Source organism: Actinopolyspora lacussalsi subsp. righensis (assembly GCF_900116555.1).
GTDB classification, from domain to species: domain Bacteria; phylum Actinomycetota; class Actinomycetes; order Mycobacteriales; family Pseudonocardiaceae; genus Actinopolyspora; species Actinopolyspora lacussalsi.
Map to the genome: position 1 here is coordinate 21,201 of NZ_FPAT01000018.1, position 25,823 is coordinate 47,023.

At 69.7% G+C, this 25,823-nt stretch carries 22 protein-coding genes; 16 read left to right on the forward strand and 6 right to left on the reverse strand.

Features of this window, described 5'->3' with window-relative positions:
• Positions 1-367 precede the first annotated feature (367 nt).
• Positions 368-2,827, forward strand: a complete 2,460-nt coding sequence (locus tag BM394_RS21990; RefSeq protein ID WP_217643662.1) for a putative bifunctional diguanylate cyclase/phosphodiesterase — start codon at positions 368-370, stop codon at positions 2,825-2,827.
• Positions 2,828-3,069: 242 nt separating this feature from the next.
• Here the strand turns inward: BM394_RS21990 and BM394_RS21995 are convergent, their stop codons facing one another.
• A complete protein-coding gene (locus BM394_RS21995) occupies positions 3,070-4,617 on the reverse strand; it encodes a bis-aminopropyl spermidine synthase family protein (RefSeq protein ID WP_092981718.1) in 1,548 nt (515 codons plus the stop codon).
• A gap of 285 nt (positions 4,618-4,902) precedes the next feature.
• Here BM394_RS21995 and BM394_RS22000 point away from each other — a divergent pair, with 285 nt between their 5' ends.
• From BM394_RS22000 to BM394_RS22015, 4 genes are read left to right on the forward strand one after another with little or no spacing between them, the layout of a single operon-like run.
• Positions 4,903-6,015, forward strand: coding sequence for an ABC transporter ATP-binding protein (locus BM394_RS22000; protein ID WP_092981757.1), 1,113 nt, complete (start codon positions 4,903-4,905; stop codon positions 6,013-6,015).
• Positions 6,015-6,683, forward strand: a complete 669-nt coding sequence (locus BM394_RS22005; RefSeq protein WP_175530211.1) for an ABC transporter permease — start codon at positions 6,015-6,017, stop codon at positions 6,681-6,683. The genes BM394_RS22000 and BM394_RS22005 overlap by 1 nt, the downstream gene beginning before the upstream one ends.
• Positions 6,680-7,378: an ABC transporter permease gene (locus BM394_RS22010; protein WP_092981722.1), complete on the forward strand. Its 699-nt coding sequence runs from the start codon at positions 6,680-6,682 to the stop codon at positions 7,376-7,378. The genes BM394_RS22005 and BM394_RS22010 overlap by 4 nt, the downstream gene beginning before the upstream one ends.
• A complete protein-coding gene (locus tag BM394_RS22015; RefSeq protein ID WP_092981723.1) occupies positions 7,375-8,256 on the forward strand; it encodes an ABC transporter substrate-binding protein in 882 nt (293 codons plus the stop codon). Before BM394_RS22010 ends, BM394_RS22015 begins: the two co-directional genes overlap by 4 nt.
• 202 nt (positions 8,257-8,458) lie before the next feature.
• Here BM394_RS22015 and BM394_RS22020 read toward each other — a convergent pair whose 3' ends face one another.
• Positions 8,459-9,340, reverse strand: coding sequence for a class I SAM-dependent methyltransferase (locus BM394_RS22020; protein ID WP_092981725.1), 882 nt, complete (start codon positions 9,338-9,340; stop codon positions 8,459-8,461).
• Positions 9,341-9,478: 138 nt separating this feature from the next.
• Between BM394_RS22020 and BM394_RS22025 the strand changes: the two genes are divergently transcribed.
• The 5 genes from BM394_RS22025 (at position 9,479) to BM394_RS22045 (ending at position 13,325) form a co-directional block, all read left to right on the forward strand.
• Positions 9,479-10,078 carry a TetR/AcrR family transcriptional regulator gene (locus BM394_RS22025; protein ID WP_245780380.1) on the forward strand — a complete coding sequence of 200 codons (600 nt, stop codon included), beginning with the start codon at positions 9,479-9,481 and terminating at the stop codon, positions 10,076-10,078.
• Positions 10,079-10,169: 91 nt separating this feature from the next.
• Entirely contained in the window at positions 10,170-11,786 is a 1,617-nt protein-coding gene (locus BM394_RS22030) for an MDR family MFS transporter (protein ID WP_092981729.1), read from the forward strand.
• Positions 11,787-11,846: 60 nt separating this feature from the next.
• On the forward strand, positions 11,847-12,497 hold the full coding sequence (locus BM394_RS22035) for a carboxypeptidase-like regulatory domain-containing protein (RefSeq protein ID WP_092981731.1): 651 nt from the start codon (positions 11,847-11,849) through the stop codon (positions 12,495-12,497).
• Between the two features lie 142 nt (positions 12,498-12,639).
• Entirely contained in the window at positions 12,640-12,987 is a 348-nt protein-coding gene (locus tag BM394_RS22040; RefSeq protein ID WP_092981733.1) for a hypothetical protein, read from the forward strand.
• Positions 12,984-13,325, forward strand: a complete 342-nt coding sequence (locus tag BM394_RS22045) for a hypothetical protein (RefSeq protein WP_092981735.1) — start codon at positions 12,984-12,986, stop codon at positions 13,323-13,325. The genes BM394_RS22040 and BM394_RS22045 overlap by 4 nt, the downstream gene beginning before the upstream one ends.
• 84 nt (positions 13,326-13,409) lie before the next feature.
• On the opposite strand, the gene BM394_RS22050 is transcribed toward BM394_RS22045, so the two are convergent.
• Positions 13,410-14,237: an IclR family transcriptional regulator gene (locus BM394_RS22050; protein ID WP_092981737.1), complete on the reverse strand. Its 828-nt coding sequence runs from the start codon at positions 14,235-14,237 to the stop codon at positions 13,410-13,412.
• Between the two features lie 194 nt (positions 14,238-14,431).
• Between BM394_RS22050 and hutH the strand changes: the two genes are divergently transcribed.
• The 5 genes from hutH (at position 14,432) to hutI (ending at position 21,662) form a co-directional block, all read left to right on the forward strand.
• Positions 14,432-16,039 (forward strand): histidine ammonia-lyase, encoded by a 1,608-nt coding sequence (hutH, locus tag BM394_RS22055; RefSeq protein WP_092981739.1) that lies wholly within the window; start codon positions 14,432-14,434, stop codon positions 16,037-16,039.
• On the forward strand, positions 16,036-17,688 hold the full coding sequence (hutU, locus tag BM394_RS22060; RefSeq protein WP_092981741.1) for a urocanate hydratase: 1,653 nt from the start codon (positions 16,036-16,038) through the stop codon (positions 17,686-17,688). Before hutH ends, hutU begins: the two co-directional genes overlap by 4 nt.
• 158 nt (positions 17,689-17,846) lie before the next feature.
• Complete coding sequence (locus BM394_RS22065) at positions 17,847-19,061, forward strand: allantoate amidohydrolase (RefSeq protein WP_092981743.1); 1,215 nt, start codon at positions 17,847-17,849, stop codon at positions 19,059-19,061.
• A 71-nt stretch (positions 19,062-19,132) separates the two neighbouring features.
• A complete protein-coding gene (locus BM394_RS22070) occupies positions 19,133-20,455 on the forward strand; it encodes a formimidoylglutamate deiminase (protein WP_092981759.1) in 1,323 nt (440 codons plus the stop codon).
• 46 nt (positions 20,456-20,501) lie between these two features.
• Positions 20,502-21,662, forward strand: a complete 1,161-nt coding sequence (hutI, locus tag BM394_RS22075) for an imidazolonepropionase (RefSeq protein WP_092981745.1) — start codon at positions 20,502-20,504, stop codon at positions 21,660-21,662.
• Between the two features lie 283 nt (positions 21,663-21,945).
• Here the strand turns inward: hutI and BM394_RS22080 are convergent, their stop codons facing one another.
• From BM394_RS22080 to BM394_RS22090, 3 genes are all read right to left on the reverse strand, one after another.
• Positions 21,946-23,409, reverse strand: coding sequence for an aldehyde dehydrogenase family protein (locus BM394_RS22080; RefSeq protein WP_092981747.1), 1,464 nt, complete (start codon positions 23,407-23,409; stop codon positions 21,946-21,948).
• Positions 23,410-23,544: 135 nt separating this feature from the next.
• Positions 23,545-24,018 carry an Asp23/Gls24 family envelope stress response protein gene (locus BM394_RS22085; protein WP_092981749.1) on the reverse strand — a complete coding sequence of 158 codons (474 nt, stop codon included), beginning with the start codon at positions 24,016-24,018 and terminating at the stop codon, positions 23,545-23,547.
• A gap of 367 nt (positions 24,019-24,385) precedes the next feature.
• Positions 24,386-25,285: a LysR family transcriptional regulator gene (locus tag BM394_RS22090; RefSeq protein ID WP_175530214.1), complete on the reverse strand. Its 900-nt coding sequence runs from the start codon at positions 25,283-25,285 to the stop codon at positions 24,386-24,388.
• Positions 25,286-25,406: 121 nt separating this feature from the next.
• On the opposite strand from BM394_RS22090, the gene BM394_RS22095 reads away from it, so the two are divergent.
• The coding region (locus BM394_RS22095; RefSeq protein ID WP_139235289.1) for an RNA-guided endonuclease InsQ/TnpB family protein at positions 25,407-25,823 on the forward strand (417 nt) is incomplete at its 3' end.

Sequence of the window (25,823 nt, forward strand, 5' to 3'; positions counted from 1 at the left end):
GAACCGTACGAGAGGACGGGGCCGGTCGACGACAGGGCCTGTCGTCGACCGGCCCCGAGTCGTTTCGCCACGACCGGCTGAGAGACGCGTCGAGCGGCCGGGCGGGTCGGCGGGATCCCGGTGGCACCCAACCCGTGCACGTTCCCGGTTCCGAACGTCACTGTGTGATTTGTTCGACAGCGCGTCACGTTGTCGGCGGCTCCACGTCTCAGCTTGAGGAGAGTCAGCCGTAACGGTGACGTCGCGGCTTAGCTTTTCACCCGAACGCCGGTATGGTTGGAATTATCAGTTGTGGTTCATGCCACTATTGAACGATCAGCCGGTCGGGGGCGTAGCGCGAACGCAGTGGCGATGCGGAGGTTGGTCCGTGACCGAACGCAGCAGACAGGACCGGCGAACGGGGCGGGGGAAACCACATCCCCCGGAGACGTACCAGCCGGTCGGTCCCGGTGTGACCGCCGATCTCGACGCGGCGATGGAACCGTTGCCCGATGCACCCGCGCTGTTGAGCAGTCCGTCCGGGACGATCATCCGCGCCACCGATCAGGCCGCCACGCTGCTGGGAGCGAACTCCGGTGGTGCTCTGCCGGGGCGCTCCCTGAACGAGTTACTGACCGTCGAGGGGGAGTTCGCCAAGCCGAGCGATCGTGCCCAGGACATCTGGTTCCGTGTCCTGAGCTGGCCGAACCGCGGAAACCCGAAGTTGACGGTCACGTTGCTCGTCGACGTCTCCGACCTGATGACCCCCACCGCGCGGACGCTGGCCAACGAACGCCGCAAGTTGCAGAACGCGCAGCGCGTGGCCGGATTGGGCACCTGGGAGGGGAACCCGCACACCAACACGCTCCGGTTGTCCGAAACCCTGCTGGAGATCACCGGTACACCTCCCGGTACCGAGACCACGTACGAGTACTACCTCGATCACATTCATCCGGAGGACAGCCCGCGGGTCGACCGCTGCTGGCAGGAGTTGATCGAGAACCACATTCCCCTCGAGATCGAGTACCGCTATATCCGTCCGGACGGGGAGATGCGGATTCTGCTCTGTCACGGAGCGGTGATAACCGACGTCGCCGACCGCCCACTGCTGGTCGGGACCGCCCAGGACGTGACCGAGCAGCGCACCGCCGTCACCCGCATGGAACGTTCCAGCCAGCGATTCACCGACCTGGTAAGCGTCGTTCCGGTCGGCATCGGGCTGTTCGACGAGACCGAGCGGTTGATCGACGCCAACGACGCGATGTGCGACCTGCTCGGCTACCGGTTGCAGGAGCTGCGGGGCAATACGGTCAGCGGGATAACGCATCCCGACGACCCAGGGGGCGGCCTCGGCGGAACCGAGCTGCGGGACGCCTCGAACGGTAGGCGCGACGAACCGCTGCAGCGGATGCTGGCCCGCTCCGACGGTCGACCGGTTTACTGCGAGCTGCACAGTTCGTTGTCGGTGCGCGACGACGGAACGAAGTCCTGGCTGGTGGTCTTCCAGGACGTCACCGAACGGCGCCGCAACGCGGAGGCCCTGCGGTTCCAGGCCACCCACGACGAGCTGACCGGACTGCCCAACCGGGCCGCGGTCAAGGAAATGCTGGGCAACATGCTCGCGGAGGGCGACCCCGATCGCATCGCGGTGTTGTTCTGCGACATCGACAACTTCAAGCGGATCAACGACTCGCTCGGCCACGACGCGGGGGACGACCTGCTCGTGGCACTGGCCCGGCGGTTGGAGGGCGGGCTGCCCGACGGCTGTGTCGCCGCTCGTATTTCCGGGGACGAGTTCGTGGTCATCTGTTCCGACGTCCACGAGGTGGGGGGTACCGACTCGCTGGCCACCAGGGTCTCCGGTCTGTTACGAACCGCCGTTCCGGTACGTGGCCAGTTGGTTCGGGTGTCGGCCTCCATCGGTGCCTCCGTGCCGGACGGGACCAACGACGGTGCCGATCTGCTCCGCTTCGCCGACGCCGCCATGTTCGAGGCCAAGCGGGGTGGGCCCGGCAGGGTGTCGTTGGCCGGGCCGTCGTTGATGGCTTCGGCGGACAGCCAGCTCCACCTGGAGGGCCAGCTGCGGGAGGCGTTGCACCACGACCAGCTGACGCTGTACTACCAGCCGGTGGTGGATCGGCGCGGAATCATCGTCAGCGCCGAGGCCCTGCTGCGGTGGCCGCACCAGGAACGTGGCCTGCTTTCCCCCGGGACCTTCCTGCCGGTCGCCGATCAGGGCGGGCTGATGCGCGAGATAGACCGCTGGGTGCTGCGCACCTCGCTGCGCGAGGCGGCGGAGTGGCCCGGATCCGGCGCGACGGCGGTGTCGGTGGCGGTGAATCTGGCCGGGATGGTTCCCGGCGATCACGATTTCGTCGACTACGTCACCGACTGCGTGAACCAGGCGGGTATCTCCTGGGACAGAGTGGTGCTGGAACTGGTGGAGAGTTCCCTGGTCGATCTGCCCTCGCGTGCTCGGGCGGCCATGACGGAACTGGTCGACCGGGGTGCGAGGTTCGCCGTGGACGACTTCGGCACCGGTTTCTCGTCGTTGGCGCGGCTCAAGGAACTACCCGCGCAGATCATCAAGGTCGACCGCCGGTTCGTGGCCGACATCCACTCCGACAACAGCGACTTCGCGGTGGCCAAGGCCGTGGTGGACATGGCCAACGCCATGGGGCGTTCCTGCATCGCCGAGGGGGTCGAGAACGCGCAGCAGTTCGACACCCTGCTCGGCGCGGGGGTATTCGAGCACCAGGGCTGGTTCTTCTCGCCGCCGGTTCCCGCCGCCGAGTTCCACGCCATGCTCGCCGGAGGGTCCCTCATCGCCGCACGCGGGCCGAATTAGAACCCGTGTCGGAACTTGGATTGCGTGGCCGGGTAGCCGGCACGTGAGTCGGCGCCTTGCTGTGTTGGGCCGGCTCTTGAGTAGCGACCTACGCGGCGAGCGGCCCGGCCTCGCAATGCATCCGACTCACGCACCGGGGACAATCGCGTTGCTTACCCGCATGGCCGCGTCCCGACGGCGGTTCCGGCGCGGCGATTTCGCGGGAAATCGACGCCTACCCCGACGCGGCGCGTGTGAAGGGTTCACGAGTCGGCTTCGGTGTGCAGCAACGTGCTCAGCCGGTGGCGGGGGAGGTCGATCAGCCGCAGCCCCAGATCGGCGCTGTCGGCCACGAGCGCTTCGACGTGCGCCTTCGCCGCACGCTTGGTCAGCGGGGTCTCGGAGTTCGCGATCAGAGCCTCGCGCCAGACGTTGCCGATCTTGCCGTGTGCCCGGTGCGAGAGGTACCCGGCGATCCCGCCGCCCTGTTTCCGGCGTTCCGCGACCACGACCGCGTGGTTGGCGTCCGGTTTGCCGCGTTGGAAGCGCAGCGAGTACTTGGCTCCCACCACGTGCGACAGCGAGCTCTGCGCGTGCTCGCTGGTGATGTCGGGATGCCGGTTCGGCACGAGGAAACCCGCCCGATCTGCGTTGCAGGCGAGCAGCATCCGCAGCAACCACGGTCCGGGATCGGCGCGGAGGTCGAAAACCGGGACCGCTCCACCGGTCCGCAGCGGACGTTGCCAGCCGGGCGAACGCAGTTCCCCCACCTCGCTGCCGACGGTCCCACCGAGCGCCCGCAGGAAATCGGTGCCGGGAGCTTCCTCGCCGCTTTCCAGCGACTGCGGGCCGTGGGTGTAGATCGCCTGCCGCTCACCCGTCGACTTGTGGGCTTTCGCGGTGGGTAGGCACACGTACAGCGCGCTCGTGCTCCCGATGGCCTCGGCCCCGTGGTACTCGTTGAAATCGGCGACGATGTTCTCGAACACCATGCCCAGCCGCAGCAGTTCCTGCTGCACCTTGTGCCCCAGTGCCGGTGTGCGCGGGCTGAAGCCGTAGGCCAGCAGCAGTCTGCTGTTGCCGTCGGCCATGGCCTCCGCGGCCCGCGCGGTGAACAGCCCCATCCCCTCGGGGGTGTAGGGCGGGTCGCTGAAGACCAGCTCGAAACCGTCCACCAACGCCGTCGGCAGTCCGAACCGCAGGTCCGCGTGCACGGTGTGCACCGACAGCTGGTGCTCGGCCGCGATTCCGTCGATGTGGGCGAGGATCCGCTCGTCGAGGTCGACCACGGTGACCCGCAGCTCCGGAACCAGCAGGCAGCTCGCCAGCGAGGTCAGGTCGTGATCACCGAGCAGCAGCAGGTGAGCCCGGTGCAGGTCGTAGTTGTCGCGCAGCCACGCGGCGCGGCGCACCGCGGTCCCGGCGGTGGCCGTCACGTGGTCCAGCGCGGCGCAGGGCACCGGGCCGGTGGCGATGAACTCGCGGAGGAGCCGCTCGGCCTCCTCGTCCTCCCGTGGGGCCTCGTGCTCGCCGAACAGGATCCGTTCCCGATAGAGCTCGTGAGCCGAGTCCCGCAGCCGGTAGCCCTCCGGGCCTCGCTCGACGTCCTCGCCCGCCAGCCGAATCAGTTCCTCCACCGTTCTGCGCGGTGTGCGGCAGAGCCGCACCAGCTCCGGCAGGGTGTGCGGCCGGCGTGTCAGCAGTGCGAAAACGTGCCGCAGCGGACGTGCGAGCACGCCTTCGTGGTGGAGTCGCTCGCGAACCGCCTCGACTCCCGTGGAGTCGGTGGCGACTTCAACCTGGGTGCTCATGTCCCGTCCCGCTGTCGGTGTCCGCACTCGTCCGGTTCGGCGGTGCGCAACCAATTGTGCACACCAGCGGGTGTCCCACACTCCGGCGCCCGTCTTGCTCGAAACGTGTTCATCGGTGTCACAGGTGTGAGTTTCGCAGGGCACGTTCGTGTGACTTCCGCTGTCGGAACGGAACGGTGGTTACGCGTAAGTCTCATTACATCGCGTGAGACAGCTGATCGGGTTAAGCTCGGCGAGGCTTGCGACGGTCGGCGAGTGACCGTCGGTGATCCGGGAGGGGGCTCGGTGATCGAGTTCCGGTCCGTGCGCAAGCAGTACGACGACGGCACGGTCGCCGTGCAGGAGTTGAGCCTGACCGTTCCCGTGGGAACGATAACCGTGCTGGTCGGCCCCTCCGGTTGTGGCAAGACCACACTGCTGCGGATGGTCAACCGGATGATCGAACCGTCCTCGGGGGCGGTACTGGTCGACGGCGACGATGTTCGCGATTCCGACCCGGCCGGGCTGCGCAGGGGTATCGGCTACGTGATCCAGCAGGCGGGACTGTTCCCGCACCGCACGGTTCGCGACAACGTCGCCACCGTGCCCCGGCTGTTCGGACACAGCCGACGTGACGCGCGGCGTCGGGCCGAGGGTCTGCTGGAACGCGTGGGACTGCCGGCCGAGCTCCGGAAGCGCTACCCGGTCCAGCTTTCCGGTGGGCAGCAGCAGCGGGTGGGGGTCGCTCGTGCACTGGCCGCCGATCCGCCCGTGCTGCTGATGGACGAACCGTTCAGCGCCGTCGATCCCGTGGTGCGGGAGGGGCTGCAGGACGAGCTGCTGCGGTTGCAGGGCGAGCTGGGCAAGACCGTCCTGTTCGTCACGCACGACATCGACGAGGCGGTCAAGCTCGGCGAGAACGTCGCGGTGCTGCGGCAGGGTGGTTACCTCGCGCAGTACGCGCCTCCCGAACAACTGCTGGCGGAACCCGCCGACGACTTCGTGACCTCGTTCGTCGGGCGGGACCGCGGCTACCGCAGACTGTCCTTCGTGGATTCGGACGGGCTCGTCCCCGGTTCCGTGGACACCGTTCGCATCGGCGACACCAGCGCGGATGTTCCCAGCCAGGCCGAGTGGGTGCTGGTGCTCGACCCGCACGACCGGCCACGCGGCTGGCTCCCGCCGGGAGCCCCCATCCACGGCCAGCTCACCGAGGACCAGCTGACCGCGGGTGGATCGCTGCACACCAGCGGTGCCCCGCTGCGCGGCGCGCTGGACGCTGCCCTGTCGGCTCCCTCCGGTCTCGGGGTCGTCGTGGACGAGGACGGCGTCCACCTCGGCGTGGTCACGGCCCGACAGGTGCTCGACATCCTGGAATCACGGCGACATCCTGCGGTCGCCGAGGGTGCTGTCCAGTGATGGACGAACTGCTCAGGTACTTCTCCAGTCCGTCCAACCGCGAGGTGCTGCTGGAGCAGATCGGCCAACACGTCTACCTCTCGCTGGTTCCGCTGCTGGCCGGGGTGCTGCTGGCGCTGCCGCTGGGCAGGATCGCCCAACGGGTCGGCTGGTCGCGGGCGGCACTGCTCGGCACCGCGGGCATCGTCTACACCATCCCGTCACTCGCGGTGTTCGTGCTGTTGCCCAGCCTGCTCGGTACCGACTTCACCTCGTCGCTCAACGTCGTCATCGCGCTGACGCTCTACACCACCGCGCTGCTCGTGCGCCCGGTGCTCGACGCCCTGGAGGCGGTGCCCACCCACGTCACGATCGCTGCCACCGCGATGGGCTACCGCCCGCACCGCCGGTTCCTCACGGTGGAGCTGCCACTGGCGGTCCCTGCGTTGACCTCGGGAGTGCGGGTGGCCTCAGTGAGCAACATCAGCCTGGTCAGCGTGGGTGCTCTGGTGGGGACCGGCGGGCTGGGGCGGTTGTTCATGGTCGGTTTCGAGCGGGACCTGGTGCAGATACCGGTCGGAATCGTGCTCACCGTGCTGCTGGCGCTGCTGGTCGATCTGCTGCTGGTGCTCGGCTGCCGCCTGCTGACTCCCTGGGAACGCGCCGGGCGGGCGGTGATCGCTTCTTGATCACCGACATAGCGGCCTGGCTGCTCGACCCGTCCAACTGGACCGGCGACGAAGGTGTGCTGCGCCAGGCGTGGCTGCACCTGCTCTACTGCTTGTTCGCGGTCTGCGCCGCTGCCCTGCTGGCGGTTCCGCTCGGCCTCTACATCGGACACACCGGTCGAGGTTCGGTGTTCGTCGTGGGATTCAGCAACGCCATGCGCGCCCTGCCCACGCTTGGTCTGGTGACCGGGCTCGCGGTGTTGTTCCGGGGAAGCATCGCGCTGGCCGCGCTGGTGGTACTCGCTTTTCCCGCGGTGCTGTCCGGCACCTACGCCGGTGTGCGTGCCGTTCCCTCCCAGGCGGTGGATGCCGCCAAGGGCATGGGCATGACCTCGAAGCAGCGGTTGTGGCAGGTGGAGCTTCCCAACGCGCTCACCCTGCTGATGGGCGGGGTGCGCAACGCGATGTTGCAGGTCATGGCGACCACGGCGGTGGCGGCTTATGTCGGTCTCGGCGGTCTGGGGCAGTTGCTGATCGAGGGGCAGACGATCGGGCGCTACGACCAGATGGCCTCGGCAGCGATCCTGATCGCGCTGCTGGCCGTGCTGGTCGATCTGGCACTGGCGGGGCTCACCTGGTTGCTCGTACCACGCGGGGTGACGCTTACCGCCGCGAACACCGGGGCACGGCCCCGAGGCAGGAGGAAACAACGATGAAGCGGCTGGTAGCACCGGTGGTCGCCTTGGTGGCCGCCACGGGACTGCTGTCCGGATGCGCCGATCCCACCGAGTCGGGTGCCGACTCGGGCGGGCCTATCGTCGTGGGATCGGCCAACTTCAGCGAGAGCCAGCTGTTGATGGAGATCTACGCCGAAGCGCTGCGCGGCACCGGTGCCGAGGTCACGACCAAGGGCCGCATCGGTGCTCGCGAGGTCTACGTCGGCGCGGTCCGCGACGGTGAGATCTCGGTGATTCCGGAGTACACGGGCAACCTGCTGCGGCACTTCGAGGAGAACGCCTCGGCCACCGGCTCCGAGAAGATCTACCGGGAGCTCGAGGGAGCGTTGCCGGACAGCCTTCGGGTGCTGGACTACTCCGCGGCCGAGAACTCCGACGTGCTCACGGTGACGAGCGAGACCGCCGAGGCCGGGCTGCGTTCCATGTCGGATCTGGGATCGCGTTGTGGCGACCTCGTGCTGGGAGCGCCCTCCGAGTGGGCACCGCGCTGGAAGCAGCGCATCTCCGAGGTGTACGGCTGCACCTTCGCCGACATCAAGAATCTGGAAGCGGGCAGCGTTCGGGTCGACGCGCTCAACGACGGCCGTATCCAGGTGGCCAACCTGTTCAGCACCACGGCCGCGATCGACCGCGACAACCTGGCGACCCTGGACGACCCGAAGAACATGTTCCCCGCGCAGAACGTGCTGCCGCTGGCACACGAGGGGGCGTTGAACGACGAGCGGGCCGAGGTGCTCAACAGGGTTTCCGAACAGCTGACCACGGCCGATCTCACCCGTATGAACAAGAAGATGTCGGTGGACAAGGCCAATCCGAAGGATCTGGCCAAACGGTTCGTGGACCAGCTCGAGCTCTGACGCGGCCTCGAACTCTGACGCGGCGCTGCCGCCCGGGTTGCCGGGCACTCGCTCGGCGGGAGCTCCCCGCCGCATGAGCGGGTGCCCGGCAACACTAGTATCGGGCAGCGCTGGTATCGGGCAGCGCTGGTATCGGGCAGCGCTGGTATCGGGCAGCGCTGGTATCGGGCAGCGGTTGTTCCGGACAGCGGTCGCTCGGAAGTCAGGTCCCGGAGCGCGCGGCCCAGACGGTGCGTTCGGTGCGCACCGCGAGGTCGTCGCGGCGCAGGATGCTGCCCGGCCCCTCGGTGTCGAGCAGCCGGTCGAGCGCACTCAGGTCCTCGGCCGCCAGTGTCTCGGCGATGCCGCCGCGGATGCGCCGCAGGCTGCCGAGGGCGTACCTGCCGACCGCTTCGTCGCGGGAACCCTCGATGTCGACGGTGACGCCGCGCTCACCCACCACGGTGAAGCCGGCGGCGGTCAGCTTCGGTCCCCAGTCGGCGCCCCGGTGGGGCAGGTGCTCGGCGTGGCGGCGCTCGCTCGCGGCGTGGCAACGCTCCTCCAGACCGGGTCGGTCCTCCGGGGCGTTCTCGGGCAGAAAACGGGGGAAACCCGCCAGCTCGACGACGGCGAGCAGCCCACCGGGAGCGAGGATCTCGTTGATCCGGCGCAGCGCGCGGTCGGGATCGGCCATGTGGTGCATCGAGGCTGACGCCCACACCAGGTCCGGCGTGCCGAGGTCGGGCCAGTCGGCGTCGAGATCGGCCTGCACGGTACGCACGCGCTCCGCCGCCCCCACGGCACGTGCTTTCTCCTCCAGCCGCTGGAGGTGCCCGACCGAGGAGTCGACCGCCGTTACGCGCGCCCCGGGAAAGTGGTTGAGCAGGGCGAACGTTCCTGCTCCCGTCCCGCAGCCCAGGTCCACGATCTCGCGGGGAGCGGCCGTGACTGGCAGCCACGCGGCGATCGAAGCGATGTGCTCGGCGAGCACTTCCGCGTCCAGTTCGAGGATCTCGGCCTGATCCCGGTCGTGCTGGTGATCCCGGTCGTGCTGGTGGTCGTGCGCGGCATCGTGGTGAGTCGCGTTCGCGTGTGGGTGGCTCATGTGTCCCACGCTAGAACCGCCATGCGTGTTTGGCACGGAAAGTTGCCAATTAAGCAAATACGACCGAGGTGTCGAAGTGTGGCGGGCGACATGATTTTGCATGTTGCGAAAATTTGCATGGAGCGCAATAATAGCCGCGTGACGACGACACACGTGACTGCCGGTGCGGGTCTGCGCGAGCGCAAGAAGCGGGCCACCCGCCGTGCGCTCCGCGGTGCGGCACTGCGACTGGCCGCGACTCACGGTGTGGACCAGGTCACGGTAGAGGCGATCGGCCAGGAGGCCGGAGTCTCGACACGAACATTTTTTAACTACTTCGGCAGCAAGGAAGAAGCTCTGGTCGGTGACGGAGCCGAGCTCCAGTGCCGGATCAGCGCGGCCCTGGAGGCCGCCTCCGATCAGCCGTTGCTGTCGATCCTGCGACGGGCCCTGCACGATGCAGCGGTCGATGTCGTCGACATGCGCGAGGAGATGCTGCTGCGCAAACGGCTGCTCTCCGAGTGTCCGGCACTGCTGCCGCAGCACATGGCCAACTTCGCCGCCGCCGAACGTGCCATCGCCGAAGCGGTGGCGGAACACCTCGGCGTGGGCGTCGAGAGCGAGCTACGCCCCAAGCTGGTGGCGGCGACGGTCACCACGGTGGCTCGCGTGACCTTCCAGCACTGGCACGGCGGCAGTGACGCCGAACTCGACGCGTTGATCGACGAGGCCTTCGACCGTCTTCAGCTCGGCCTCTGAAACCGAACGGCTCCCCGGTGCCGGGTATGACCGGGGACCCCACACCGCGCGCTCCACGAGCGACACCGCCTGTTGACGACGAGGAGTTTCGTTGCCGAACGCCGCGCCCTCGCGCGCCCGCGACGCGACCACGTCACCCACCGGGGAGAAAACCTCACCTCCGGAAGAGGGGACGCGGCTGAGTCAGGGCCGCATCTGGTTGATTTTCGTCGGTCTGATCCTGAGCATCCTGCTGGCGGCGCTGGACCAGACGATCGTGTCCACGGCGTTGCCCACGATCGCCGGTGAACTGGACGGTTTCGACCGGATCTCCTGGACGGTAACCGCCTATCTGCTCGGCCAGGTCGTCACCATGCCGTTGTACGGCAAGTTGGGGGATCTGCTCGGCCGCAAACCCGTTTTCCTGTTCTCCATCGGCATGTTCCTGCTCGGCTCCGTGCTGGCCGGAATCGCGCAGTCGATGAACGCCTTCATCGCCTTCCGCGCCGTCCAGGGAGTCGGGGCCGGTGGACTGATGGTCGGTGCGCAGTCGATCATCGGCGAGATCACCAGTCCCCGGGAGCGGGGACGCTACATGAGCATGCTGGCGCCGCTGATCGGAATCGGCACGGTGCTGGGGCCGCTGCTGGGTGGGTTCTTCACCGAGCAGCTGAACTGGCGCTGGATCTTCTACATCAACATTCCGCTGGGTGCGGTGGCGATCACCGTGGTCAGCCTGGTGCTCAAGCTTCCCGGCAGCGACCGGTCCCCGCGCATCGACTATCCCGGGGCGGCGCTGATGGCGGGAGCCGTCACGTGCCTGGTGCTGGTCACCAGCTGGGGCGGTACCGACTACGCCTGGGAAAGCCCGACGATCCTCGGGCTGCTGGCCGGGTTCGTCGTACTGACCGTGGGCTGGGTCTTCGCCGAACGTCGCGCCACCGAACCGGTGATCCCGCTGCGGCTGTTCACCGACCGCATCTTCGTGATCTGCGTGTCCCTGGGCCTGGCGGTCGGGCTGGCCATGTTCGGAGCCGTGACCTACATTCCCACCTATCTGCAGATCGTCGGTGGCGCGGGAGCGACCAACTCCGGGCTGCTGATGCTGCCCATGGTCATCGGCATGATGGGGGCCTCGTTCCTCACCGGACAGCTGATCACGCGGTTCGGGCGCTACAAGATCTTCCCGATCTACGGCACGGTGCTGGCAGGCGTCGGGATGTACCTGCTGTCCACGATGGGCGTCGAAACCACCCGCGTGCAGTCGGGCCTCTACATGGTGCTGCTCGGCGCCGGGATCGGCTCCATCATGCCGGTGCTCACCACCGCCGTGCAGAACTCGGTGTCCCGGGCCGACCTGGGATCGGCGACCTCCGGAGTCAACTTCTTCCGGCAGCTCGGTGCCTCCGTGGGTACCGCGCTGGTGGGAACGCTGTTCAACAGCAGGCTGTCCGACCAGCTGGACCAGACGCTGCCGCCGCGGTTGGCCGAGCAGGCCTCGACCGACGCCAGCAGCATCACCCCGGAGGCACTCGAGAAGATGCCGCCGCGGCTGCGCGACGGCTTCGTCGAGGCGTTCGCCGGAGCGCTGCCGCCGGTGTTCTTCTACTTCGTCCCGCTGCTGGGTGCGGCGTTCGTACTAGCGCTGCTGCAGCGGGAGAAGCCGCTGGGCACCGAGCGTAACGCCGAGGCCGACGTGAGTTCCGGAGCTCAGGAGGAGGGGAGCTAGTCCGCACCCGCCGACTCCGAGTCGGAGACGCCGCAGGGTGTTCAGCGGAACTACCTGCTCGTGGCTGCATCCGGGGAACACGCTCCCGGAGTCCGCACGATCAGCGTCGGCGATCGGTCCACCCGTCGCGACATGACCGTGGGTGGCAGCGGAATCGGTGACCCCACAGCCGCTGTCACCGGCACTGTCACCGGCAGCGGTGACGGCGGGCTGGCCGGGGCCACGGTCACGATCACCGATTTCCGGGGAGAGGTGCTCGACGCGGCGACCACCGGACCGGCGGGGGACTACCGGCTTCCCCGGCTGGAGGCGGGCACCTACACGCTCACCGCCTCGGCCCCCGGACACCGGCCCGCTGCGGTTGCCGTGACGTGCGGGGCCGGGGAGAACACCCACCACGATCTCGAGCTGTTCGCCTCGGGGCGGATCCGGGGCACCGTGCGAGCCCGTACGGACGGCACCCCGCTGACCGAGCTCCGCCTGGTCCTGCTCGACGAGCGCGGTACCAGTGTGGCCGTGACCAGCCCGGAAGTCGACGGTAGCTACGCGTTCGACGGTCTTCCGGAAGGTGACTACACACTGGCGGCCCGTGGTCCCGAACCCGACTCGGTCCGGCTGCGCCTGACCGGTGGCGAGGGGATCGACCACGACATGGAGCTGGAGTACGACACCGAGCCCGAGAGCGTGCTCCCGACTCCCGCGACACCCTGACCGCGCGGCGTCCGTCCGGTCAGGGCCCTGCGTTCGTCGCACCCGACCGGCTCGGACGGCGGTTCCGCTGTCCGAGGCAGTCCGCTGTGGAGATTTCGTAACGTGTCGGACAACGGGGCCGGTTGTTTGGTATCGCGGAGTCATGGACTCCTTCGATGTCGTGTGGCTGGTGTTCGCGCTGCTCGTCGGCGCGATGTTCATCGTCTACGGCGCGCTCGGCTGGGCGGGTAAGGTCTCCGCCAGTTGCTGGGCGCGTTGGACCCGGGCGAACCGGGAGGGCGGCCGGAACCAGATGTTGCTCGGCCTGATCATCGGAATGAACGGTGTCGCGGCAGCCGTGCCCGGCACGGGATTCGGTCCGCTGAGCGCCCTGCTGGTGGTGACCATGGTCGCTTTCTTCACCCTGTCGATCCTGCACCGCAGGAAGTACGGTCCCCGGCCGCAGCCGGGTTCGCAGTCGCCCTACGCCGCGAAGCGGCTGGCGGGATGACGGACTGGTTCCTGCTCGTTTCCCTGGCGGTCGGATTCGTCGGCAGTGCTGCGGCCGTGCTGTTCGGGACCCTGGGCTGGACCGGGAGGGTGGCGGTACGCCCCTGGGCTCGCGGCACAGCCGCGAGTCGCGCGGCCGGGCGCAACCAGCTGCTGCTCGGGCTGATGATCGCGCTGAACGGTGCCAACCTGATGCTGCCGGGTCAGCGGGGATCCAAGGCGCTGGCCCTACTCGCGATCCTGGGTATCGTCGGCTACTTCGCGCTGCTGATCCTGCACCGCCACCGGTACGGCCCATCCCCTCCGCCGAGGTCCCGGTTCGTCGAGGACCGGCGGTAGCGCGCTGCCGAGTTCCGGAGCGGTCCGGACTCGACCGTTGACCACGACCGGTGTCGGCCGGCCGCGTGGACGTCGGGTCGCGGCTCAATCACCTCGGCCGGTTCGCCCACCTATCCGGTTGGTCAGCTCGTCGGCTGTCGCCCGCACCAGCCGGGCGAGTTCCGGCCAGTTCGCCCCGCACGGTGCGCGGGATCGTCCGCTCTCCGCCGCGGCCGTCTCGACCGGTTCGCAGTGGTGCCGCATGGTGACGCTGATGGCGGCGGTGGGACGCCCGCCGTGGTCGAACGCCGCGCTGGCGACCGAGGCGAACCCCTCGGTGATCTGGCCGTCCTCCACCGACCACCCCATCCGGTGCTCCCGCGTGAGCAGTCGCCGCAGTTCGGGAAGGTCCCGCGGTCCCCGCTCGGTGCGCAGCACGAAACTGTCCGCGCGGGGGAACAGCGCCCGGACCTGGGTGCGCGGCAGGTGCGCCAGCATCGCTCTGCCCGAGGCGGTCAGTTGCGCGGGCAGCCGCACGCCCACGTCGGTGACCAGCGTCTGCGGTCGTGACGGCCGTTCCTTGATCAGGTAAAACAGTTCGTTGCCGTGCAGCACGCCGAGGTGGGCGTTGTAACCCACCCGGTCCACCAGATCCCGCAGCAACGGTCCGGCCAGCCGTTCCAGCGGCTCGTGCCGCAGGTAGGCCGAGCCCAGTTCGAAACTCGCCACCCCCAGCCCGTAGCGTCGTTCCTCGGGCAGGTGGGTCACGAAACCGGCCTCGGTCAGCTCCGCCAGCAGGTGATACGTCGTGGAGCGGGGCAGCTCCAGCTCCCGCGCGATCACCGCCGCCGACACCGGTCCGGGCCGTGCCGCCAGCACCCGCAACACCGCGAGTCCGCGTCGCAGCGCCGGAACGTCGCTGCTGGATCCCAAGAGCTCTCTCCTTCGAACGCGACCGGCCCGACCGGCTGAACCGAGCCCGCCGCACCGAGCTCGCCGATCCCGATCCGGCTGACCGACGCCCCGGAACGGTATGCCTACCCGGCAACGCGCCGGTGTCTGAAATCCCAGACACGAACACCGTATCCCGGCTTTCCGGCAGGCGCGTCCCGCGATGGGATGGACCCATGCGGTACAACGTCGAGCATCCGCCCACCCAGCATCCGGTCCCGGGACATTCCGGCACCGCGCCCACCGAGGTCGGGCCGGAACCACTCACCGTCGAACAGGTGATGGCGGTGGCCCGGGGGCGGGCGAGCGTGCGGCTCTCCGAATCGGCTGAACAGGGCATCGGCGACACCCGCAAGCACATCGACACCCTCGCCGCCGCCGAACAACCCACCTACGGGGTCTCCACCGGCTTCGGCGCGCTGGCCATCCGCCACATCCCACCGGAACGGCGGGCCGCGCTGCAGGCGTCGTTCGTGCGCTCCCACGCGGCCGGGGCGGGCGATCCGGTGGAGCCGGAGGTGGTGCGCGCGCTGATGCTGCTGCGGCTGCACACCGTGGCCACCGGCCGCACCGGGGTGCGCCCCGAGACCGCGCACGCGCTGGCCGAGCTGCTCAACTCCGGCATCGTCCCGGTGGTCCACGAGTACGGTTCGCTGGGCTGCTCCGGCGACCTGGCGCCGCTGGCCGCCGTGGCGCTGGCGCTGACCGGTGAGGGCGAGGTGTTCGACGCGGCGGGAGCGCGCAGACCCGCCGCCGAGGCGCTGCCGGAGGCGGGAATCCGGCCGGTCACGCTGGCCGAGAAGGAAGGTCTCGCACTGACCAACGGCACCGACGGCATGCTGGGGATGCTGGTGCTGGCACTGCGCGACCTGTCCGAACTGGTCGACGTCGCCGACGTCACCGCCGCGATGAGCGTGGAGGCGCTGCTGGGCACCGACCGCGCGTTCGCGGCCGACCTGCAGGCGCTGCGTCCGCATCCGGGACAGGCCCACTCGGCCGCGCGGATGCGTGCGCTGCTCGCCGACTCACCCGTGGTGGCCAGTCACCGCGGACCCGACTGCACCAGGGTGCAGGACGCCTATTCGATGCGCTGCTCACCCCAGGTGCACGGCTCCGCGCGCGACACCATCGAGCACGCCGCCACCGTCGCCGAACGCGAGCTCGCCGCCGCGATCGACAACCCGGTGGTGCTCGACGACGGGCGCGTGGAGTCCAACGGCAACTTCCACGGCGCGCCGCTGGCACACGTGCTCGACTTCCTCGCGATACCGCTTGCCGACGTCGCGGGCATCGCCGAGCGCCGTACCGACCGGATGCTCGACGTCGCCAGGTCGCAGGGCCTGCCCGCCTTCCTCGCGGACGACCCCGGGGTGGACTCGGGCTACATGATCGCGCACTACACCCAGGCAGGCGTGGTCACCGACCTCAAGCGCGCGGCGAATCCCGCCTCGGTCGACTCCATCCCGACCAGCGCGATGCAGGAGGACCACGTGTCCATGGGCTGGTCGGCCGCCCGCAAGCTGCGCACCGCCGTGTCCGGGCTGCGCAAGGTGCTGGCCGTCGAGCTGCTGACAGCCGCCCGGGCGCTCGACCTGCGCGCGCCGTTGCGTCCGGCACCCGCCACGGCTGCGGTGCGTGACCTGCTGCGCACCCAGGTGTCCGGTCCGGGGCCGGACGAGCACGTCGCTCCCCAGATCCTGGCCGCCGAACAGCTGCTCGCCTCCGGCGAGGTCCACCGGGCGGCGGCCGAACACGTCGATCCCGTACTCGGAGGCCACTCGTGACAACCGCGAGCCGTACCGTGCGCGCCCCGCGCGGAACCGAACTGACCGCGCGGAGCTGGAGCACCGAAGCGCCGCTGCGCATGCTGCGCAACAACCTGGATCCCGAGGTGGCCGAGCGGCCGGACGACCTGGTCGTCTACGGCGGCACCGGCAAGGCCGCCAGGGACTGGGCCAGCTACGACGCGATCGTGCGTGAGCTGACCGAGCTCTCCGAGGACGAGACCCTGCTGGTGCAGTCGGGCAAACCGGTCGGGGTGCTGCGCACCCACGAGTGGGCGCCGCGGGTGCTGATCGCCAACGCGAACCTGGTCGGGGACTGGTCGAACTGGCCGGAGTTCCGCAGGCTCGACTCGCTGGGGCTGACGATGTACGGCCAGATGACCGCCGGCTCCTGGATCTACATCGGTACGCAGGGGATCCTGCAGGGCACCTACGAGACATTCGGGGCGGTGGCCGCGAAACGCTTCGGCGGGACACTGGCCGGAACCCTCACCGTCACCGCCGGACTGGGCGGGATGGGCGGTGCCCAGCCGCTCGCGGTGACCATGAACGAGGGGGTGGCGCTGGTGGTCGAGTGCGACGCGGACCGGGCGCACCGCCGTGTCGGGCACGGTTATCTGGACGAGGTGGCCGAGGGGCTCGACGACGCGCTCGAACGCGTCGAGTCGGCCAGGAAACGCCGCGAACCCCGCTCGGTGGCGGTGATCGGCAACGCGGCCGAGGTGCTGCCGGAACTGCTGCGGCGCGGTGTCGAGGCGGACATCGTCACCGACCAGACCTCCGCGCACGATCCGCTGTCCTACCTGCCCGTCGGGGTGTCCACCGCGGACTGGGCCGACTACGCCGGCCGCGCCCCGGAGGAGTTCACCGCGCGCGCCAGGGAGTCCATGGCCCGGCACGTCGAGGCGATGGTCGGCTTCCACGACGCGGGGGCCGAGGTGTTCGACTACGGAAACTCGCTGCGCGGCGAGGCCCGCACCGCCGGTTACGGGCGAGCCTTCGACTACCCGGGCTTCGTGCCCGCCTACATCCGGCCGCAGTTCTGCGAGGGCAAGGGGCCGTTCCGGTGGGCCGCGCTGTCCGGCGATCCGGCCGACATCGCCGCCACCGACCGGGCGATCCTGGAGCTGTTCGGTGAGGACGAGCACCTGGCCCGCTGGATCCGGATGGCGGGCGAGCGGGTCTCGTTCCAGGGGCTTCCCGCCCGCATCTGCTGGTTGGGCTACGGACAGCGCGAACTGGCTGGGGTGCGGTTCAACGAGATGGTCGCCTCCGGCGAACTGCGTGCCCCGGTGGTGCTGGGAAGGGACCATCTGGACACCGGTTCGGTGGCCTCGCCCTACCGCGAGACCGAGGCGATGGCAGACGGTTCCGACGCCGTCGCGGACTGGCCGCTGCTCAACGCCCTCGTCAACACGGCATCCGGTGCGACCTGGGTGTCCGTGCACAACGGGGGTGGTGTCGGTATCGGCAAGTCGCTGCACGCGGGTCAGGTGATCGTGGCCGACGGCAGTGAGCTGGCGGAGCGCAAGCTGCGTCGGGTGCTGACCAACGACCCCGGCACGGGGGTGATGCGCCACGTCGACGCGGGTTACGACAGGGCGCGCGAGGTGGCCGACGAACGCGGTGTCCGAATTCCACGACCTTGACGAAGCCTGGGCGGCTGATGAAAGCCGCGCGGTTGATCGTCGGTGGGCGTCGATTTCTCGCGAAATCTCCGGGCGGGGAACGGAACGGGCGGGGAACGGAACCGGCAACGGCCACCGGAGAGCGGGAAGCTCCGAGGAGCGAGTGAACGGAGGGAACGGTGTCCACGCCGAGTGAGCTGCTCGCCGACATCGAGCGAGTGGGTAGGGACCACGGCCGTGGCGGGTACTCCCGGCACGTCTTCGAAGCCCCGGAGCACGAGCTGCGCGAGTGGTTCGTCGAACAGGCCGCACGACGGGGGCTGGAGGTCGTGCCCGACGGCAACGGCAACCTCTGGGCCTGGTGGTCGGGACCCGGAGTGTCCGGCCCCGGCGAGGGGGCGGTCGCGACCGGCAGTCATCTCGACTCCGTACCCGGCGGCGGCGAGTTCGACGGGCCGCTGGGCGTGGTCAGCGCCCTGTCCGCGGTGGACCGGTTGCGTGCCGAGGGATTCCGCCCCGGTCGTCCGCTGGCCCTGGTGGTCTTCGCCGAGGAGGAGGGCGGGCGTTTCGGGCTCCCCTGTCTGGGTTCCCGGTTGGCGGCCGGAACCGTGGCGCCGGAGCGAGTGCTCGGGCTGCGTGACGACTCGGGAACCACACTGGCCGAGGCGATGCGCGCTGCCGGGAAGAACCCGGACCACACCGGACCGGACGAGTCCAACCTGGCTCGGGTGTCCCGGTTCCTGGAACTGCACGTGGAGCAGGGCAGGGGACTGGTACACCGACAGCGACCCGTCGGGGTGGCGTCCACGATGCTCGCCCACGGCAGGTGGCGGTTCCGGTTCACCGGACAGGGCAACCACGCCGGAGCCACCCCACTGGGTGACCGCAGGGATCCGATGCTGCCCGCCTCGCTGCTGGTCGCCGAAGCCCGTCGCGTCGCCGCGAACCACGACGACGCCAGAGCCACGGTCGGACGTATCCAGCCGCTCCCGTCGGGAACCAACGTGATCGCCGCCTCGGTCGACGTCTGGCTGGACGCCCGCGCGCACACCGACGCCGACACCAGGGGAATGGTCGACGAGCTCCACCGCCGTGCGGGCGTGCTGGCAGCCGAGGAGGGGTGCTCGGTGCGACTGTCCGAGGAGTCCTATTCGGACACGGTGTCCTTCGACGGTTCACTGCGCGACGAACTCACCACGATGTTGGACGCACCGGAACTGCCCACCGGCGCCGGGCACGACGCCGGGGTGCTCGCCGCGCGGATGCCCACCGGCATGTTGTTCGTGCGCAACCCCACCGGTGTCAGTCACGCTCCGGAGGAGCACGCCGAACCGGCCGACTGCGACGCCGGTGCCGAAGCGCTCGCGACGGTGCTGCGGCGGTGGAGCCGATGACCGCCGGACCCGACGTCCGTCGGCCTCGACAACAGGCGGTGCCCGTGACACGAGAGGAGCTGCCCGAACGGATGTCCTACTGGTGCGAGTGGGCCTGGCTGCAGGACGGCCCCGGCCGTGACGTGCTGATCGAGACCGACGGTGCGCGAATCACCGGCGTCACCCCGGCGGTCGAACCACCGCCGGACACCCCACGACTGCGCGGCTTGACCCTGCCCGGTGCCGCGAACGTGCACTCGCACGCCTTCCACCGCGCACTGCGCGGCAGGGGAGCGGAGCAACGCGGCACGTTCTGGACCTGGCGCGACCGGATGTACCGCGTGGCCGAGCGACTGGACCCGGACACCTACTACCGGCTGGCCCTGGGGGTGTACGCGGAGATGGTGCTGGCGGGGTTCACCGCCGTAGGGGAGTTCCACTACCTGCACCACGCCCCGGGCGGGCAGCGCTACGACGATCCCAACGCCATGAGCGCGGCGCTGGTGGCAGCGGCCCGCGAGGCCGGGATCAGGCTGACCCTGCTGGACACCTGCTATCTCAGCAGTGGTTTCGGCCCTCCGCCGGAAGGGGTGCAGACCAGGTTCTCCGACGACACCGCGGACGAGTGGGCCCAGCGGGTGCACGGATTCGACGGCAGCCACGACGGGGTGATCCTCGGTGCCGCGCTGCACTCGGTGCGGGCCGTGCCGAAAGCCGCCATGCCGGTGGTGCGCGAGTTCGCCCGCACCCGAGGGGTGCCGCTGCACGTTCACCTGTCCGAGCAGCGTGCGGAGAACGACGCCTGCCTCGCGGTGCACGGTCGCACCCCCACCCAGTTGTTGGAGGAGCAGGGGATACTGCGAACCGCCACCACGGCGGTGCACGCCACGCACCCGACGGCGGGCGACATCGCCAGGCTGGGACGCAGCGGCGCCGGGGTGTGCCTGTGCCCCACCACCGAGTCGGACCTGGCGGACGGGACAGGTCCGGCCGACGAGCTCTCGGTGGCGGGCTGCCCGCTGTCGCTGGGCAGTGACGGGCACTCGGTGATCGATCCGTTCGCCGAGGCACGTGCCGTCGAGTCCGGCATGCGGCTGCGCAGCGAGGTGCGCGGCCACTTCTCCCCGGACGAGCTCACGATGATGGCCACCGGAACCGGACATCGTGCGCTGGGCTGGCCGGACGCGGGCAGCATCGAACTCGGCGCCCGCGCGGATCTGGTCACCCTGGACCTGGACAGCCCGCGGCTGGCCGGGGTTCCCCCGCGTGCCGCTGTGACCGCGGCGACGTCGGGGGACGTGACCGATGTGGTCGTCGACGGCAGGCGGGTGGTCCGCGAGGGCGTCCACCAGCTCGTGCCGGACGTGGCGGGCACGTTGCGCGAAAGCATTCGGGAACTGGTCGAGGACTCGTGAGCGGCGAGGTTTCCGCGCGAGTCCACCCACGTGACGAGGAAGATCGATGACGTCCACCCTTATCACCGGAATCTCCGAGCTGACCACCAACGACGAGGAACTGGGAACGCGGACCGACGCTGCCCTGGTGCTCGAGGGGGACCGGGTGGCCTGGGTCGGTGCGGCCGGGCGCGCACCGCGGGCCGACAACCGCGTCGATCTCGAAGGGCGAGCCGTGCTGCCCGGTTGGGTCGACAGCCACACCCACCTGGTCTTCGCCGGTGATCGCACCGCCGAGTTCACCGCCCGCATGGCCGGACAGCCCTACACCGCGGGCGGGATCGCCGAGACCGTGCGCGCCACCCGCGCGGCCGACGACGAGCGGCTCGCCGCGAACCTGCGTGCCCACATCGCCGAGGCGGCCGCGCAGGGCACGACCTCGTTGGAGACCAAGACCGGCTACGGGCTGACCGTCGAGGACGAGCTGCGCGCCGCCCGCATCGCGGCGGCCGAGGTGGACGAGGTCACCTACCTCGGCGCCCATCTCGTGCCTCCCGAACGGGACGCCGAGGGCTACCTGGATCTGGTGTGCGGGCCGATGCTCGACGCGGTCGCCGAGCACGTGTCCTGGTGCGACGTGTTCTGCGAACGCGGCGCGTTCGACGCCGAGCAGGCCCGCCGCGTGCTGCTGGCCGCTCGGGAACGCGGCCTGGGGCTGCGGGTGCACGGCAACCAGCTGGAACCGGGCCCGGGCGTGGCGCTGGCCGTGGAGCTGGGAGCGGCCAGTGTGGACCACTGCACGCACCTCACCGGTGCCGACATCGCCGCGCTCGCCGGGTCGGGGACCGTGGCGACCCTGCTGCCCGCCTGCGACCTGTCCACGCGGCAACCGCTGCCGCCCGCCAGGGAGCTGCTCGACGCCGGGGCCACGGTGGCACTGGCCACCAACTGCAACCCCGGCTCGTCCTACACCTCGTCCATGGCGTTCTGCGTCGCCACGGCGGTGCTGCAACTGCGGATGACCGTGTCCGAGGCGGTGTACGCGGCCACGAGGGGAGGGGCCCGGGCACTGCGGCGCGACACCGGTGAGGGAGCGCTCGGCGTGCTGCGTCCGGGCGCCCGTGCCGATGTGCACGCGCTGGACGCCCCCGCCGCGTCCTGGCTGGCCTATCGCCCCGGGGTTCCGCTGACCCACCGGGTGTGGCAAGCCGGACGACCGGTGCGCTGAGCGGGGACGCATCACTCGACCTCGGGGCGGGGAGGTCAACGCGCGCTGAACTGATGCTTTCCTGTCGTGTTGTCGACAGAGGTGGGGCATTTTCGGTTCCGATACGTCGAAAGCCACGTTACCAACGCGAGCAGCCGCGGGTTCTCCCGTGCGGCTCTCGCGAGGAAGGCCCGACGTTGTGTAGGCCGCTACCCGATGTCGGGCCTCCCCGCAGCGAGAGCCGTGCGAGAGGTTCCGCCGAGCGAGCGACCCGACAACCCGATCGGAAAACTCCAATGAGTTCTCAGAACGGGTACCGCGCCTGCCGCTCCCGGAAGGTCACCCAGCGGGTGTCGGTGAACGCCTCGACGCCGCTGCGCCCGCCGAAGTGGCCGAAACCGGAGTCCTTGATCCCGCCGAACGGCGCCTGCGGCTGATCGCCGACCGACTGGTCGTTGATGTGGAAGATGCCGGTCTCGACACGCCGCGCGATCTCCCAGCCCTTCCGCGTGTCGGTGGTGATCACGCCACCGGTCAGCCCGTACGGCGTGTCGTTGACCACCCCGATCGCCTCCTCGACGGATTCGTAGCCGAGCACCGTGGTTACCGGGCCGAAGATCTCCTCCGAGTAGATCCGGTGCTCCGGTGCGACCTCGCTCAGCACGGTCGGCCGGTACATCGCCCCCTCCGGTGGTTGCCCGCCGCAGTGCGCCACGGCTCCCCGGGCCAGTGCGTCGTCGACCAGTGAGGCGATCCGTCGCGCGGCCGGTTCGTCGATCACCGGGCCGATCACGGTGTCCGTCTCCCGGGGATCACCGAAGGGGAGTCCGGCTACCTTCTTGCCCAGGCGTTCGCCGAACTCCTCCCGCATCGTCTCGGGCACCAGCACCCGGTCGGCCGACATGCAGATCTGGCCCGCGTTCATGAACGCGCCGAAGGTCACCGCGTCCACCGCGTAGTCCAGGTCGGCGTCGTCGAGCACCAGCACCGAGTTCTTGCCACCCAGTTCCAGCACGGCGGGTTTGAGGTGGCGGGCGGCCTCGATCCCGATGGAACGCCCGACCTCGGTGGATCCGGTGAAGTTGACCCGCCGGACCCTGCGGTCGGCGATCAGGGCGTTGCCGATCTCGGCGCCGTCCGCGCCGTCGTTGGTGACCACGTTGAGCACGCCGTCCGGCAGCCCGGCCTCCCGCAGGATCCCGGCCAGCCACAGACCGGCCGCCAGCGGGGCCTGTTCGCTCGGTTTGAGCACCACGGTGTTGCCCATGGCCAGTGCGGTGGCGAACGAGCGGGTGCCGAGGATCAGCGGTGCGTTCCACGGCGCGAAGGCGGCGACCACTCCGGCGGGTTGACGCAGCGCGAAACTCCACTCGTCGGGGTCGGAGGAGGTGAGCACCTCGCCGCGCGGTCCGGTGGTGGCCGCGGCGGCCTCGCGCAGGATGTCGGCGGCCAGCTCGACGTTGAACATCGCCCACGGCCGAGTGCCGCCGACCTCACCGGCCATCAGCTCGACGGCCTGTTCGGTGTACTGCCCCAGCAGGTCCGCGGCCCGCAGCAGGATCTCCCTGCGCCGCAGAGCCCCGGTGCGCGACCACTCGTCGAACGCGGCCGCGGCCGCGTCGACCGCCTCGGTGACATCGGAGACCGAGGCCGCCGCGACGGTTGCGAACACCTCGCCGGTCAGGGGGTCGTTGTCGGTGGTCCTTCGGCCGTCGGCCGCTTCCCGGAAGCCACCCCCGATGATCAGCTGTCGTTCCACAGGCGCCATTGCCGCTCGCTTTCGTCGAATCCTTCCACCGCATCACACCACCGGTGGGCACCCGCGTGCATGCCCGGAGGTGGTATCGCTCCCCATTCGCAGCACGGTGTGCGCGCTCCGGCCGTGCTCACCGGTGTGCGCGACTCACTCGACCCGGGAGGACGCCGGTTCCGCCTCCTCGTCCTCGGAGGGCAGGTGGATGTCGTTGACGTCGATGTTGACCTCGATGACCTCCAGCCCGGTCATGCGTTCCACGGACTCGATCACGTTCCGCCGCACGCTCCTGGTCAGCTCCACGATGGACAGGCCGTACTCCACCACCACGTCCAGGTCCACCGCCGTCTGCTTCTCGCCGACCTCGACCCGCACGCCCGAGACGGTCGAGGTGCCGCTACCGCCGGGGATGCGTTCCCGCAGCGCGCCGAAAGCGCGGGAAACGCCGCCTCCCATCGCGTGAACCCCGGAGATCTCGCGCGCCGCGATAGCCGCGATCTTCTGCACCACCGTGGCAGCGATGTTGGTCCTGCCTTCCGAGGAGCCGGCCGAAGTGCCCACCCGGACGGGCTGCCGGGACTCGGAGGAGTCGTTGTCGGCCCGCTCGCTGTCCTGCTGTGCCATGTGCCGTTCCTTTCGAGCCTGGCGTGATTCGCGGCTGTTCGCCGTCCTCCGCCGTGTGTCGGACGCCGATCGTCGGACGTTTCCCCGAACGGCGGGTGTTCCGCGAGTATGCCGCATCTCACGCGCCGACGGCGCCGAACCACCCCGCGCCGAACCACCTCGAGGGGGAATCCCCGACCCATCGCCCCGAACCCCACCGCTCCCGTACTCGGCACCGCCGCTCGACCTCGGGGCGGCGTCGATTTCTCGCGAAATCGCCGCGCCGGAGCGACCGGCCCAACAACCGACCGGCCCAACAACGCAGCGAGAGTCGGGTGAGAGGCTCCACCAAGCGACTACCCGCGGAGACCGGGATGGCGAAATCCGGTCAGAGTTCTTCGGAGCAGGCGAGCAGGGCATCCAGCACTCGCCGGAGCAGCGGGTGCTCCTCCCTGCCGCGCCGCACGGCCGCGAAGACCCGCCTGGTGGGGACCCGGTCGCGCAACGGCCGCACCTCGGCGCCGTGCTCGGTCGGGATGGCGCTGCGCGGTACCAGCGCCATGCCCGTCCCGGCGGCCACCAGGGCCACCACCGCGTGGAAGTCGTCCGAGGTGTGGGTGATGGGTGGGGCGAATCCCGCGTCTGCGAAGCAGGTCTGCGCCACCTCCCGGCAGGGGTTGCCCGGTAGCGGCGCGATCCAGTCGGACTCGCCGAGCTCGGTCACCGGCAGGCTCTCCCGTTCGCAGAGCGGATGGCGCGGTGGTAGCACCGCGTCGAACGGTTCGGCGTAGAGCGGATACCTGGTGAGCCGGTCCTCGTCGGAGCGGACGGTCGCGCCGTACTCCATCGAGATCGCGATGTCGGTCTCGCCGGCGAGCAGCATGAGCAGGCTGTTGTGCGCCTCGGCGTCGCGCACCAGCACCGTCACCCCGGGAGCGGTGGCGCGCAGCGCGGTGATGGACGGTGCCACCACTCGCGTGATGGCGGAGGCGAACGAGGCCACCTCGACGCGCCCGACGGTGCCCGCGGCGCAGGCCGCCATGCTGGCCTCGGCGCGTTCCACCTCGGCCAGCACGGCCTTCGCGTGCTCGGCGAGCAGCTCCCCGGCCGCGGTCAGCTCGACCCGCCTGCCCCTGCGGATCAGCAGTGCCTGTCCCGCCTCCTGCTCCAGGGCGGTGAGCTGCTGCGAGACCGCGGACGGGGTGAGGTACAGCGTCTCGGCCGCTGCGCGCACCGTGCCGTGGTCGGCCAGTGCGCGCAGCACGGTCAGTCGACGCGGGTCAATCACCAAGCTCCAATCGCTGGAAGCTCCGGCCTTCGGGCTGGAGAGGAAAGCGATCCCGAGTGCTGTTGGGTGACCACGCACCCACATGCTTACTCATGATCGCTAGTTGTGTAAAATGATCGGTATGCGGACGGCGTATAAGTGCCGGGCCTACCCGGACTCGGACCAGGCGGCCCAGTTGGGTCGCACGTTCGGGTGCGTACGCCTCGTGTGGAACAAGACCCTCGACCAGCGGCACCGCGCCTACCACGCGCACGGCACGAAAACGTCCTACACCGAGACCGACGCCGCCCTGTCGGAATGGAAACGCACCAGTGAGTTGGCGTTTTTGTCCGAGGTATCCAGCGTTCCGCTGCAACAGACCCTGCGGCATCAGCACACCGCATTCGCGAACTTCTTCGCCGGACGCGCCAAGTACCCGAGCTTCAAAAACCGAAACGGCAAACAGTCGGCGCACTACACCCGCAGCGCGTTCCGTATGCGCGGCGGGACGTTGACGTTGGCGAAACAATCCACACCGCTTGAGTTCGTGTGGTCCTGG

Excerpts from the sequence above, each read along its gene's own strand:
- BM394_RS22045 (WP_092981735.1), top strand. The coding sequence starts at position 12,984 with ATGACGGACTGGTTCCTGCTCGTTTCCCTGGCGGTCGGATTCGTCGGC.
- BM394_RS22085 (WP_092981749.1), bottom strand. The coding sequence starts at position 24,018 with ATGGCACAGCAGGACAGCGAGCGGGCCGACAACGACTCCTCCGAGTCC.
- BM394_RS22005 (WP_175530211.1), top strand. The coding sequence starts at position 6,015 with ATGGACGAACTGCTCAGGTACTTCTCCAGTCCGTCCAACCGCGAGGTG.
- hutH (WP_092981739.1), top strand. The coding sequence starts at position 14,432 with ATGCGGTACAACGTCGAGCATCCGCCCACCCAGCATCCGGTCCCGGGA.
- BM394_RS22040 (WP_092981733.1), top strand. The coding sequence starts at position 12,640 with ATGGACTCCTTCGATGTCGTGTGGCTGGTGTTCGCGCTGCTCGTCGGC.
- hutI (WP_092981745.1), top strand. The coding sequence starts at position 20,502 with ATGACGTCCACCCTTATCACCGGAATCTCCGAGCTGACCACCAACGAC.
- BM394_RS22080 (WP_092981747.1), bottom strand. The coding sequence starts at position 23,409 with ATGGCGCCTGTGGAACGACAGCTGATCATCGGGGGTGGCTTCCGGGAA.
- BM394_RS22020 (WP_092981725.1), bottom strand. The coding sequence starts at position 9,340 with ATGAGCCACCCACACGCGAACGCGACTCACCACGATGCCGCGCACGAC.
- BM394_RS22015 (WP_092981723.1), top strand. The coding sequence starts at position 7,375 with ATGAAGCGGCTGGTAGCACCGGTGGTCGCCTTGGTGGCCGCCACGGGA.
- BM394_RS21995 (WP_092981718.1), bottom strand. The coding sequence starts at position 4,617 with ATGAGCACCCAGGTTGAAGTCGCCACCGACTCCACGGGAGTCGAGGCG.
- BM394_RS22070 (WP_092981759.1), top strand. The coding sequence starts at position 19,133 with ATGTCCTACTGGTGCGAGTGGGCCTGGCTGCAGGACGGCCCCGGCCGT.